The organism is Bacillus sp. SH5-2 (assembly GCF_008368905.1).
GTDB classification, from domain to species: Bacteria; Bacillota; Bacilli; order Bacillales; family Bacillaceae_G; genus Bacillus_A; species Bacillus_A luti.
Map to the genome: position 1 here is coordinate 1 of NZ_QOSD01000041.1, position 12,584 is coordinate 12,584.

The following is a 12,584-nucleotide window of genomic DNA, read 5'->3' on the forward strand; positions in this document are numbered from 1 at the left end:
CCCGTACTTCCTGTTGCTCCCGTATTTCCTGTTACTCCGGTACTTCCCGTTGCTCCCGTACTTCCCGTTGCTCCGGTGCTTCCCGTTGCTCCGGTGCTTCCTGTTGCTCCCGTATTTCCTGTTACTCCCGTACTTCCGGTCGGACCCGTGTTTCCGGTTGGTCCGGTGTTTCCTGTTGGTCCGGTGCTTCCCGTCGGACCGGTACTTCCTGTTGCTCCCGTGTTTCCCGTTGCTCCCGTGTTTCCTGTTGCTCCGGTGCTTCCCGGTGCTCCGGCGCTTCCTGTTGCTCCCGTATTTCCTGTTACTCCCGTACTTCCGGTCGGACCCGTGTTTCCGGTTGGTCCGGTGTTTCCGGTTGGTCCGGTGCTTCCCGTCGGACCGGTACTTCCTGTTGCTCCCGTGTTTCCCGTTGCTCCCGTGTTTCCTGTTGCTCCGGTGCTTCCCGGTACTCCGGCGCTTCCTGTTGCTCCCGTATTTCCTGTTACTCCCGTACTTCCGGTCGGACCCGTGCTTCCGGTTGGTCCGGTATTTCCTGTCACTCCCGTACTTCCGGTCGGACCCGTGTTTCCGGTTGGTCCGGTATTTCCTGTCACTCCCGTACTTCCCGTTGGACCTGTTTCTCCTGTCACTCCCGTACTTCCCGTTGGACCCGTATTTCCTGTTACTCCGTTGTCTCCTGTTGCTCCGGTGTTTCCTGTTGCTCCCGTACTTCCCGTTGCTCCGGTGCTTCCTGTTGGACCGGTACTTCCTGTTGCTCCCGTTTCTCCTGTCGGACCAGTATTTCCCGTTGCTCCGGTGCTCCCGGTCGGACCGGTGCTTCCTGTTACTCCCGTACTTCCCGTTGCTCCTGTGTTTCCCGTACTTCCAGTTATCCCTGTCATTCCAGTTGGCACTGGAGGAAAAGTAGGGCCAACTAGATCTGACGATAGCTTAAAATTGGAATTTAACGAACCTTGCATTTTGGATTTACCAACATTTCCTTCCACTACTTTCACCACCTTCAAAAGCAAAGTACAACTATAAAATATATTTAAAATAAAAATTCGCCTTCTACTTAAATTGTATTTTCTAACAACGTCACCAATACTACTTTTAAAACAATTACTCCTTTTTTATGTAGCATAAGCTCTTCTTCCAAATAAAAACCCCCTTAATTCCTTAAGGGAGTCCCGCAATTGAATCCATATTATCTGTATTAGGGACAGCTTGCGCTATACCCGATACATTTGTACCTTGCCCTGCATTTGTTCCTGTTACAGTACCAGCAGGAGTACCTCGTGTATATGTTGTCGTCACAGAATCTCCCGGCTGCAAACAAAGCTTTGTCTCCGTTCCTATTACTGTAACAACATCAATCCAAGTGCATCCCATTGAACCACTATACGATTTCGTCGCAGTAAATGAAGTATCACTTAAATTATCACCGGTAAATATATTCCCAGTGTTATTCACAATAACAAACTCTTTTATATGAGCAGGCATAATCACACTCTACCTTTCCTCTATCAACCTAATGTACGTGTACTCGTCGCTAATGGCGGAAGAAATACTGATGTTCTAATCACTGCTTCTGGCTGTCTTTTCCCATTTAAAAAAACAGCAGCACTCGATCCTCCAGCACCCGCATATATTTTCGCCACCGCTAAAGGTGAGATATCATAACAGTCGCCGACATTAACAGCTCCTGTATTATTAATAATTTTTACTTTACGCAAGTTAATCCCCATTTCCCCTCCTCCTTTTTTATACTGTATGCAAAAGAAAAAAACTTGAAACAGACTCGTTTCAAGTTTTTAACAATTAACTATTTCGTTTCACCTTCATATTGAAGCATACCGCCAACCATGTTCACTGTTTTAAATCCTTGCTCATTTAAATAATGGCATACATTTTCACTGCGCATTCCTGAGCGGCAAATAAAGATATATTCATTCTCTTTATCAAAGAAATCTACTTTATGTGGGATATCACCCATTTTAATATGTACAGCTTCTGGAATCTTTCCTGCCGCTACTTCTTCATCTTCTCTTACATCTATTAAAAATAACGTTTCTCCATTTTCTAAACGCTCTTGCACTTCTTCTGTAGTAATTGTGTTAACTTCTGTCATTTGTATTTCCTCCTTATATAAAATAAAACCTTTAGCTTCTTCTTTAAACAACCATTCCTAATTAATTTTAGCATGTGAAAGAAAGAACGCAAAGAATCGAAATTTTATTTCTCAATTTTCTAGCAAAACTTATTCTTTACAAACATAACTCGCACATTGTATCCTCAATATACTTGTTTTATGAAAGGAGCCAGTTAAAATGACACTTTTTCTTTTCATTATGGGCATCATTTTCTTAATCACTGCGATTATTACACTCAGTATGAAAAATAATAAAAAGATAAAATCGCCACAAGAAATGTCATTCTTATTTCTATTGCTTAGTATAGCGTTCTTCGGTATAGCAATCGCTACCTATATTTTCCGTCTGCAAATCATGTAAAAAAAGGTGCCTACTACAAACATTGCACCTTTTCCTCATCATTTATTTCTTACACAAAACTAGATACTTTCCGATTTAAAAATTCATAAACTTTCTTTTCAAATAAATGAATATCAAATGCCCCCGCCATATGCCCATTTATACTTTCTATCTCATACACTTCCGCATACTTCCCTTGTTTTTGCAAAATGTCTACCATTTTATAATTGTAACGAGATGGCTGAAGCAAATCTTGTTTACACGGAATCATGAGTACATTCGCCTCTATCTGAGAAAGAGCCTCCGCTAAGGAAGAAAATCCGTGTGCAATATCATGTAATAAAACTGCCTTCGCAGTGTACATCCATGAGTTTGCATCTACTAACTCTATACTTCTATATGTCACTTGATCTATCTCTTTCTCAAATGATGTTAATGCAGAAAACTCTTGATAAGGCGCCATTTCTATACTATTACGCGAGAATGCCGTTTCATAAAAATGTTCATCAAACGCATTCATAAACATCATTCTATTTGCTAAATGAAGCCCCTTCATCGGCTGTACTTCTCCATATTTCCCGCCTTTCCAATTCGGATCTAGTTGTATTGCTTCAATCGCATTTTGCGCTACATTTACGGACGTTATAATTGGATTTTGCGGGTTTGTAATAACGCCAATCATTCGTTCTACCATATGAGGATAGTGAACAGCCCATTGCTGCGCAATCATTCCCCCCGCCGAAGGTCCCATTACAGCGTGTAATCTTGAGATTCCCATATCTTTTATTAATCCACATTGCATACGAGCTACATCAAGAAATGTAAATACAGGGAAATCCATGGCATATTCATCCCCTGTTTCTGGATTAATCGACTTCGGTCCCGTTGTAATCACGTATGGGTTCTTCACCTGTACATTACAAAGATTATCAGTACATATAACAAAATACTTATTTGTATCGATTGCTTTTCCAGGTCCAATGAGCCCATCCCACCAACCAGTCTCCCCATCATTCTCTGTATATTTTCCCGCCGCGTGACTTGTTGCACTAAAATAATGACAAACCAAAATTGCATTTGATCTTTCTCTATTTAAAGTACCATACGTCTCATATCCCATTTGGACAGGCATTACCCTACCATTTTCAAACGTAAACTCTTTTAAAATAAACTTCTCCTTTTTTACAATTTGCACAGATTCGCCCTCTTCCCGCTATAGTATGAACTGCCTACTAAAGGATTGTTTCTATGCAAACCAATCTCCTTCTTCTTTTCATAAATAAATGAATAATATACAAAATTAGCCACAAAATAGCACTATATTACAAAATTAAAGAGGGCATACATATGATTTGGAATTGGTTACGTAAGAAAAAAAAATCAAAAACAAACGAAACAGATAACCAGGAGCAGCAACCTAACAAACAAGAGGATACTAACAAAGAGCAGACTAGAAGTATGAAACATAATAAAGGTAACAATGGCGAGCAAAAAAAAGAGGAACAAAAGGATTCTTCCCAGGATAAAAAGCAAAATGATTCTTCTCAAGAGAAGCAGCAAAATTCTAAACAGGATGATTCTTCTCAAGAGAAACAGCAAAACTCTAAGCAAGACGATTCTTCTCAAGAGAAGCAGCAAAATTCTAAACAAGACGATTCTTCTCAAGAGAAAACTCACAACAGGATAATTCTCAACAAGATCAGCAAAACTCTAAACAAGATGATACTTCTCAAGAGAAACAGCAAAATTCTAAACAAGACAATTCTTCTCAAGAGAAACAGCAAAATTCTAAACAGAATGATTCTTCTCAAGAGAAACAGCAAAATTCTAAACAGAATGATTCTTCTCAAGAGAAACAGCAAAACTCTAAGCAGAACGATTCACAAGGCTCTGGAAGTAATAGTATTTATGATTTTACAAAACCAAAAAAAGACCGTATTCATTCTCTACAAAATTTAATAGAGAAGCTGAAAAAGTCTAGTGATTTTGTTAATTACCATACATCTGACGATGAAACGATGCCTTATTGGATTTCTTACTATCGTCCTTCACTTGATGGTGAGAAATTGCAAAAATACTTAATGCCTACTCTTTTGGAACGACCTAATGCTTCACTAGAAGAACTGAAAGAACATATTCCAATGAGTGGCATTACAATTACGAATGATTTACAAAAAATTGAGGACATGGTTTTAAAGGGGCATGCGATTGTTCAAGTAAATCAACAAGATCAAAAATGTATGCTCGCAAATATTGCAATTGATAATTATCGTGCACCAACTCCTCCATTAAATGAATCGACCGTTATTGGTCCTCAAGAGGGATTCGTAGAGGATATTGATACAAATATTAATTTAGTTCGAAAACGCCTTCCAGTTTTAGATTTACAAACAAAAGAAATGATCATCGGAGAGTTTTCAAAAACAAAAGTTGTCATGATGTATTTAGACAACCTTGCTGAAAAAGATAATGTAGATTTTCTAGAGGAGTCTTTACGTGCTCTTGAATATGATCAAATTAATGATAGTGCTTATATACAAGAATTGATGGGAGAAAAGTCGATTTTCCCTCTCTATATCAATACAGAACGCACTGATAGAGTTACAAAAGCACTGATCGATGGAAAAATCGCTATTTTTGTTGATGGTTCTCCAAGTGTTTTACTAACACCTGTATCATATTTCGATTTCTTTATTTCACCAGAAGACTATAACGTCTCTTGGTTATACGCTACATTTTCAAGAATTTTACGGCTAATCGCTGTTTTATTCTCAATTTGCGCAACACCATTATATGTTGCCACTTTAAACTATCACTACGAATTAATTCCTAGTGACCTACTTGAAACATTGATTTTATCAAGAGCACAAGTACCGTTTCCACCTTTAATTGAAGCGCTCTTCTTAGAACTTGCAATCGATTTATTAAGAGAAGCTGGTGCAAGGTTACCGATGAAAGTCGGGCAGACACTCGGTATTGTAGGCGGTATCGTAATTGGGCAAGCATCTGTACAAGCTGGTTTAACGAGTAATATTTTATTAATTATCGTTGCCTTATCAGCACTCGCTTCCTTTATTACACCGATTTATAAAATGGGTAATGCCGTTCGATTACTACGTTTCCCATTTCTTATCTTTGCGGAAATAGGAGGCCTCTTCGGGATTTCTCTTGGATTTATCTTTTTATTTACTCATCTATTTAGACTTACTTCCTTACGTAAGCCGTACGCTTTGTTCTATCCAACAAGACAACAATCTGTTAAAGATTCTTGGATTCGTTTTCCTTTAACAATGATTGATACAAGGGATGTACAAGCAAGGCCACAACATGTAAAAAAAGCAGCGAAAGGAATTTCAACAAAACATAGATCAGACTTTGATGATTAAGAAATGAGGTGCATTGATGAGTAAGGTTCAAGAAAGATATCAAATATCTCCTGTCTTTGTTTTCTTCTTAATTCACGGTGCACAGTTTGGTGCTGGCGTTCTCGGATTCGCTCGAATTATCGCAAAAGCTGCTGGATACGACGGCTGGATGGGAGTAATAATTACAGGAATCTGTATCCATATTCTTATATGGATGATGTATTTTTTATTAAAAGAAACAAATGGGAATTTAATTGATTTACATCGGCAAACATTTGGAAAATGGCTAGGAAACGGCATTAACATCATCTTTGCTGCTTATTTTTTAATCGTCAGTATTTCCGTCATTCGAACATATGTTGAAATTATTCAAGTGTGGATGTTTCCTACCGCTTCAACTTGGATGTTAACACTCTTTTTATGCTTAGTTAGCTATTACATTATTTCTTCTGGCTTTCGTGTCATTACTGGTATTTGCGTCATCTCTATTGGTGGTACATTGGGATATTTATTTCTGAGCCTATTTGTTTTGAAATACTCACATTGGGATAATGTACTCCCTATATTCACACATTCTTTTTCAGATATTTTAAAATCTGCTCAACTGTCAATCTACAGTATGAGCGGTTTTGAGATTTACCTCATGGTTTATCCATTTGTGAAAAAACCTATGCAATCTCATAAATTCGCTCAATACGGGGCACTATTTTCAAACCTTTTATATTTATTTAGTACCATTTTAGCCTTTTCCTTTTTTAGTGAAAAACAGTTATTAAAAACGATATGGTCACAACTTTCTATGACCCAAGTTATTCAGTTACCATTTATAGAAAGGCTCGAATATATTGCAATTTCCGCTTATGCACTCGTTATTATTTCAAGCTTTATCCTTCCTTTATGGGCGGCAATGAGAGGAACTCATGAAATATTTCGTGTAAAACAAAGAGGTATTTTAATTGCTTTTATCTTTATCACTCTTATTGTTTCACAACTTTTAACAAACAGACACGATATTAACAATTTTATTAGTAATGCATCAAAAGTTAGTTTTTGGCTCATTTATGTATACATCCCAATCCTATTTATCATTGTGTGGGTGAAAAGAAAATGGAAAAAATCAAAAGCACAAGCAAATTAATACTTATTTCTTGTATAACATTATTCAGTCTAACTGGATGTTTACAAAAAAATATTATCGATGATGTACAACTGATTCAAGGAACCGTATTTGACGTTGCAAAAGATAAAAAAGTAAAAGTGACATTCGTTTGTCCCATTCAAAAAAAGGGAAATAAAGTTCAAGTTTTTGAAGGAACTGCAAATGCGGTAAAACAAGTAAAAGCAGACACATCTTTAGAGTCTTCTCAACCATTTGCTAGCGGACAAATGCGTGTCGCCCTATATACGATAAGACTTGCCAAAAAAGGAATGTCTACTTCATTCGATACATTACTTCGAGATGTGAATATAGGGAACGCTTTATATGTTGCTTTATTAGAGGGGAATGGTACTGAACTTTTAAAAGGCAAATATTCGACTTCATACAACGTTGCAATTTATATAAAAAAGTTGCTAGAACATAATATGGAGACCGGTCCTTTACCAATGGATAATCTACATATAGGAGCATTCCGTTATTATCAAGAAGGGCAAGACTACTATATTCCCATTCTAAAGAAACATGGTGATAAAATAAAAATCAACGGAATTGGTCTTTTTAAAAAAGATAAATATATCGGTAAAATCGCGGCAAAAGATATGTTCATATTTAAAGGATTATTAGAGAAACATAAATTAGATTCACATGAATTTAAAACAGATTCTGCATACGTAATGATTAATAATATTCGTTCTGTTCCAACTTACGATATAAAAATTAAAAACGGAAAGCCTTCTTTTTTTATTCACGTTCATCTCGATGCACGTATCCAAGAACTATCGAAACAAATTAACTTAGAAAATAATAAAAACACAAAAAACATTGAAAAAAATGTACAAAAACAATTGGATGTACAGGCCGCCAAATTAATTAAGCAGTTTAAATCTTTAAATGTCGATCCTCTCGGGCTAGGGGCAAAGTATAAACACCATTATCGCCCATTCAAATTAGAAGAATGGAGACGAATGTACAAAGATGTTCCCATTAATATCAAATACACAGTAAATATTACAAATTCTGGTGTAATTGAATGAGAAATGATTGAACTCCTCTCTCCAGCATGATACAACGGAAAGAGGAGTTTTTATTTTAGATAGAGAGAGAAGATATTTATGGGGGAGCTTATGTCTAAAAAATTAATAAAGCCTATTTTAAATGGTATTTTATTTCTCGGCGTCTTTTTATTTGCTCATACATACTTAAAAAATGTTTCCTTCACACGTTATTTACTTGTTGTTATACCAATGCTACTTGTTGGTATGTTTGGCATCGACCTTATTTTATCCATTTTAATAAAAAAAGAAGAATAACAAGCGAACATCTTATTTCTATAAGATGTTCTTTTCATTTCATAATCACCTTATGTTACAATGAAATTCGGCACAAAGCGAGAAAGGATGAAACAACATGACAAACGAAAAAGGTTTAGATAAAGGATACGAACTTGTTGCGAAAATGCATGAATTATTCGGGCATCCTGTGACAAATACCCCAACAAAACTAGCAGAAGAGCGTGCAAAAATTCGCGCTAGCTTTATGCAAGAAGAGCTAGAAGAATTTCTAGAAGCAACGACTGTTGAAGATCAATACGATGCACTTATTGACCTTATTTACTTTGCATTCGGAACGTTTGCAGAAATGGGTGTACGTCCAGATAAAGGATTTGAAATTGTAAACAACGCTAACATGGCAAAACTATTCCCTGATGGGAAACCTCGCTTCCGTGAAGGCGACGGCAAAATTCTAAAGCCAGAAGGCTGGCAAGCACCAGAACCACAACTTCGTGCTGAAATCGAACGTCAACGTCAAGAAGCTGAAAAAAACTGCTAGGATTACCTAGCAGTTTTTTATTATGTCTTTTTTTCTGTGGCTCATTAATGACCCACGTGCCCCGCGTGCCCTGCTGCTCCACCAATACTAGCCGCTCCTGCCGCTGCCCCTGCTCTTCCCGCTCCAATTCCACCTGTCCAAGGCGAAGATTGTTGCTGTTGTTGATACTGTTGATATTGTTGGTGTTGGTGCTGTTGCCCTTGATGACCATGTTGACCTTGATGACCTTGATGGCCGTGATGACCATGTTGACCTTGATGACCTTGATGGCCATGTTGACCGTGATGACTGTGGTGAGCTTGATGACCGTGATGGTCTTGATGGCCTTGGTGAGTTTGATAAAGAACAGCCTGTGGATGTAAATGATGGTGTCCATGGTGATGTACTTGTTGTTGATGACCGTGATGGTCTTGATGGCCTTGGTGAGTTTGATAAAGAACAGCCTGTGGATGTAAATGATGGTGTCCGTGGTGATGTACTTGTTGTTGATGACCGTGGTGACCTTGATGGCCATGTTGACCTTGGTGGTGATGATGACCATGATGGCCATGTTGACCTTGGTGATGATGATGACCATGATGGCCATGTTGACCTTGGTGATGATGGTGTCCATGATGACCGTGGTGGCCTTGATGGTGGTGATGTCCATGATGACCATGAACAACTTGCGGAAACCCACCTACTCCTCCTGCTACAACACCTATTCCAGGTACAGGAAATCCTGTTTGTACGCCTCCGACGAAAGATGGAAACGTAGTTGGCATACCTATAGGCACGCCTCCCTGTGCGCCTCCTACTAATGTCGGAATTGCCGTTTGTGCTCCAGCTACTGATGATGGGAATCCTCCTGTCAATGTTGGAATTCCCGTTTGCACACCAGCTACTGATGTCGAAAACCCTCCAGGTGTTCCACCCATCCAGCTCGGAATTCCACCATATCCTTGTTGACCCGCTCCTCCCATTAACATCATTTGTTCATAACTATCCGATCCACCTCCGAAGAAGCCATGTGGTGCATTATTGTCCATCCCTTTCATTCCTTTCACCTCTTCTTCTCAATTTAGCCTACCTTTTTTATCATATTTCTTACAGAAGAATAGGTGTTTGTCTATGTGGGAATTCCGCATCTTTTTCTTTAACTACCGTATCGAATGAAAGTATGAAAAACGCTTTTAATGTGAACGGATTTATACGAAGTGGCATCACTTGAAAAACTAGATGAAGATGATCCGAAGATTATTTTCTACATAAAAAGCTCAGAGCATAAACGCTCTGAGCTTTTTATAATCATAATTTAGTTTGCAACAACGTTAACAAGTTTTCCAGGAACCACAATTACTTTACGAACTGTTTTCCCTTCAATTTGGTCTTGAATTGCTTCAAGTGCAAGTTGTTCCATTTCTTCTTTTGATGCGTCTTTACTCATTGTTAGTTTTGCGCGAACTTTACCCATAACTTGAACAACGATTTCAACTTCATCTTCTACAAGTTTAGACTCATCAAATGTTGGCCAGCTTGCATATGTGATTGTTTCATTGTATCCAAGTTTGCTCCATAGTTCTTCCCCGATGTGAGGCGCAACTGGTGCAATCATTTTTACGAAACCTTCTACATATTCTTTCGGAAGTGTTTCAGCTTTGTATGCATCGTTGATGAATACCATCATTTGAGAAATCGCTGTGTTGAAGCGAAGCTCTGCATAGTCTTCTGTTACTTTCTTCACTGTTTGGTGGTAAGCCTTTTCAAGCTCTTTATTTGGTGCATCAGTAATTTTCTCACTTAATTCACCGTTATCTTGAACGAATAGACGCCATACGCGGTCTAGGAAACGACGAGCTCCGTCAAGACCATTTTCAGACCAAGCGATTGAAGCATCTAATGGTCCCATGAACATTTCGTATAGACGAAGTGTATCTGCACCGTGGCTTGCTACGATATCATCAGGGTTTACAACGTTACCTTTTGATTTACTCATTTTCTCGTTGTTTTCACCTAGAATCATACCTTGGTTGAATAATTGTTGGAACGGCTCTTTCGTTGGAACTACACCAATATCGTATAATACTTTATGCCAGAAACGAGCATATAGTAAGTGAAGTACAGCGTGCTCTGCTCCGCCGATATAAATATCAACTGGAAGCCATTGTTTTACTTTTTCAGGATCTACAAGTGCTTCGCTATTGTTTGGATCGATGTAACGTAGGTAGTACCAGCAGCTACCAGCCCATTGTGGCATTGTGTTCGTTTCACGACGACCTTTTTTACCAGTCTCAGGATCAACAACATTTACCCACTCGTCAATGTTAGCAAGTGGTGATTCACCTGTACCTGAAGGACGAATGTTTTCTGTTTTCGGAAGAACTAATGGTAATTCTTCTTCTTTCACAGCTGTCATTGTGCCATCTTCCCAATGAATAACTGGAATTGGCTCACCCCAGTAACGTTGACGGCTGAATAACCAGTCACGTAGACGGTATGTTACTTTTTGATTTCCTGCGCTCGTTACTTCAAGCCATTCAATCATTTTTGCGATTGCTTCTTCTTTATTTAAGCCATCAAGGAATGCTGAGTTTACGTGTGCACCATCACCTGTGTATGCTTCTTTCGTAATGTCTCCGCCTTTTACAACTTCCTTCATTGGAAGATTGAACGTTGATGCGAATTCATAGTCACGCTCATCATGAGCTGGAACTGCCATTACAGCACCTGTTCCGTAAGTTGCAAGAACGTAATCAGCGATCCAGATTGGTAATTTCTCACCATTTACTGGGTTAACTGCGTAAGCACCAGTGAATACACCAGTTTTCTCTTTCGCAAGTTCTGTACGCTCTAAATCACTCTTCATTTTTACAGAATTAATGTAAGCTTCTACAGCTTCTTTTTGCTCAGCAGTTGTAATGTCAGCAACAAGTGCATGCTCTGGAGCAAGTACACAGTAGCTTGCACCGAATAATGTATCAGGACGCGTTGTGAAAACTGTGAATTTCTCGTCTGTACCATCGATGTTGAAGTGTACTTCTGCACCTTCAGAACGACCGATCCAGTTACGTTGCATATCTTTTAAGCTTTCTGGCCAATCAAGCTCATCTAGATCTTCTAATAGACGATCTCCGTAAGCTGTAATTTTTAACATCCACTGTCTCATCGGACGACGTTCAACTGGATGTCCACCACGCTCACTCTTACCGTCAATGATTTCTTCGTTTGCAAGTACTGTACCAAGTGCTGGGCACCAGTTTACAGGTACTTCATCCACGTAAGCTAAGCCTTTTTCAAATAGTTTTAGGAAGATCCATTGTGTCCACTTGTAGTAGTTTGGATCTGTTGTATTTACTTCACGGTCCCAATCGTAAGAGAAACCTAATGATTTAATTTGGTTACGGAACGTATTAATATTATGCTCTGTAAATTCTGCTGGGCTGTTTCCAGTATCAAGTGCATATTGCTCTGCTGGAAGACCGAATGCATCCCATCCCATTGGATGAAGAACGTTATATCCTTGCATACGCTTCATACGAGATAAAATATCTGTCGCTGTATAACCTTCTGGATGTCCTACGTGTAGGCCTGCACCTGATGGATATGGGAACATATCTAGTGCATAAAATTTTGGTTTTTCTGTCTCATCTGGCGTACGGAATGTTTTATTCTCTTCCCAGTACCCTTGCCACTTTTTCTCAATATCTTGATGATTAAAGCTCATGAGATACCCTCCTTGAAATTCTATTTATTTTCACCGCCCAAAATACAAAAAACCTC

At 38.7% G+C, this 12,584-nt stretch carries 11 protein-coding genes and 2 pseudogenes; 6 read left to right on the forward strand and 7 right to left on the reverse strand.

Features of this window, described 5'->3' with window-relative positions; all coding sequences use genetic code 11:
• The 4 genes and pseudogenes from DN410_RS27140 to DN410_RS27155 form a co-directional block, all read right to left on the reverse strand.
• Positions 1 to 986, reverse strand: a pseudogene (locus tag DN410_RS27140) (collagen-like protein); the annotation flags it as partial.
• Positions 987 to 1,158: 172 nt separating this feature from the next.
• A complete protein-coding gene (locus DN410_RS27145) occupies positions 1,159 to 1,482 on the reverse strand; it encodes a hypothetical protein (RefSeq protein WP_149178776.1) in 324 nt (107 codons plus the stop codon).
• 23 nt (positions 1,483 to 1,505) lie between these two features.
• Positions 1,506 to 1,727: a spore germination protein gene (locus tag DN410_RS27150; RefSeq protein WP_149178777.1), complete on the reverse strand. Its 222-nt coding sequence runs from the start codon at positions 1,725 to 1,727 to the stop codon at positions 1,506 to 1,508.
• Positions 1,728 to 1,804: 77 nt separating this feature from the next.
• Entirely contained in the window at positions 1,805 to 2,110 is a 306-nt protein-coding gene (locus tag DN410_RS27155; protein ID WP_149178778.1) for a rhodanese-like domain-containing protein, read from the reverse strand.
• Positions 2,111 to 2,309: 199 nt separating this feature from the next.
• Here DN410_RS27155 and DN410_RS27160 point away from each other — a divergent pair, with 199 nt between their 5' ends.
• A complete protein-coding gene (locus DN410_RS27160) occupies positions 2,310 to 2,492 on the forward strand; it encodes a hypothetical protein (RefSeq protein WP_149178779.1) in 183 nt (60 codons plus the stop codon).
• 49 nt (positions 2,493 to 2,541) lie between these two features.
• Here the strand turns inward: DN410_RS27160 and DN410_RS27165 are convergent, their stop codons facing one another.
• Positions 2,542 to 3,666: a homoserine O-acetyltransferase family protein gene (locus DN410_RS27165; protein ID WP_149178780.1), complete on the reverse strand. Its 1,125-nt coding sequence runs from the start codon at positions 3,664 to 3,666 to the stop codon at positions 2,542 to 2,544.
• Positions 3,667 to 3,818: 152 nt separating this feature from the next.
• Here DN410_RS27165 and DN410_RS27170 point away from each other — a divergent pair.
• From DN410_RS27170 to DN410_RS27190, 5 genes and pseudogenes are all read left to right on the forward strand, one after another.
• A pseudogene (locus DN410_RS27170) lies at positions 3,819 to 5,857 on the forward strand (spore germination protein).
• Positions 5,858 to 5,873: 16 nt separating this feature from the next.
• Positions 5,874 to 6,974, forward strand: a complete 1,101-nt coding sequence (locus DN410_RS27175; protein ID WP_149178781.1) for a spore germination protein — start codon at positions 5,874 to 5,876, stop codon at positions 6,972 to 6,974.
• Positions 6,944 to 8,029, forward strand: a complete 1,086-nt coding sequence (gene gerHC, locus DN410_RS27180; protein ID WP_149178782.1) for a spore germination protein GerHC — start codon at positions 6,944 to 6,946, stop codon at positions 8,027 to 8,029. The genes DN410_RS27175 and gerHC overlap by 31 nt, the downstream gene beginning before the upstream one ends.
• Positions 8,030 to 8,119: 90 nt before the next feature.
• Complete coding sequence (locus tag DN410_RS27185; protein WP_000038464.1) at positions 8,120 to 8,305, forward strand: hypothetical protein; 186 nt, start codon at positions 8,120 to 8,122, stop codon at positions 8,303 to 8,305.
• Between the two features lie 97 nt (positions 8,306 to 8,402).
• Complete coding sequence (locus DN410_RS27190; protein WP_149178783.1) at positions 8,403 to 8,825, forward strand: pyrophosphohydrolase domain-containing protein; 423 nt, start codon at positions 8,403 to 8,405, stop codon at positions 8,823 to 8,825.
• Between the two features lie 44 nt (positions 8,826 to 8,869).
• Here DN410_RS27190 and DN410_RS27195 read toward each other — a convergent pair whose 3' ends face one another.
• Together DN410_RS27195 and leuS are read right to left on the reverse strand one after the other, a co-directional pair.
• The gene (locus DN410_RS27195) at positions 8,870 to 9,862 is read right to left on the reverse strand and encodes a hypothetical protein (protein ID WP_149178784.1); all 993 of its coding nucleotides are present in this window, start codon (positions 9,860 to 9,862) and stop codon (positions 8,870 to 8,872) included.
• A 257-nt stretch (positions 9,863 to 10,119) separates the two neighbouring features.
• Positions 10,120 to 12,528 carry a leucine--tRNA ligase gene (gene leuS / locus DN410_RS27200; protein ID WP_149178785.1) on the reverse strand — a complete coding sequence of 803 codons (2,409 nt, stop codon included), beginning with the start codon at positions 12,526 to 12,528 and terminating at the stop codon, positions 10,120 to 10,122.
• Positions 12,529 to 12,584: the final 56 nt, after the last annotated feature.

Excerpts from the sequence above, each read along its gene's own strand:
- DN410_RS27145 (WP_149178776.1), bottom strand. The coding sequence starts at position 1,482 with ATGCCTGCTCATATAAAAGAGTTTGTTATTGTGAATAACACTGGGAAT.
- DN410_RS27150 (WP_149178777.1), bottom strand. The coding sequence starts at position 1,727 with ATGGGGATTAACTTGCGTAAAGTAAAAATTATTAATAATACAGGAGCT.
- DN410_RS27155 (WP_149178778.1), bottom strand. The coding sequence starts at position 2,110 with ATGACAGAAGTTAACACAATTACTACAGAAGAAGTGCAAGAGCGTTTA.
- DN410_RS27160 (WP_149178779.1), top strand. The coding sequence starts at position 2,310 with ATGACACTTTTTCTTTTCATTATGGGCATCATTTTCTTAATCACTGCG.
- DN410_RS27175 (WP_149178781.1), top strand. The coding sequence starts at position 5,874 with ATGAGTAAGGTTCAAGAAAGATATCAAATATCTCCTGTCTTTGTTTTC.
- gerHC (WP_149178782.1), top strand. The coding sequence starts at position 6,944 with ATGGAAAAAATCAAAAGCACAAGCAAATTAATACTTATTTCTTGTATA.
- DN410_RS27185 (WP_000038464.1), top strand. The coding sequence starts at position 8,120 with ATGTCTAAAAAATTAATAAAGCCTATTTTAAATGGTATTTTATTTCTC.
- DN410_RS27190 (WP_149178783.1), top strand. The coding sequence starts at position 8,403 with ATGACAAACGAAAAAGGTTTAGATAAAGGATACGAACTTGTTGCGAAA.
- DN410_RS27195 (WP_149178784.1), bottom strand. The coding sequence starts at position 9,862 with ATGAAAGGGATGGACAATAATGCACCACATGGCTTCTTCGGAGGTGGA.
- leuS (WP_149178785.1), bottom strand. The coding sequence starts at position 12,528 with ATGAGCTTTAATCATCAAGATATTGAGAAAAAGTGGCAAGGGTACTGG.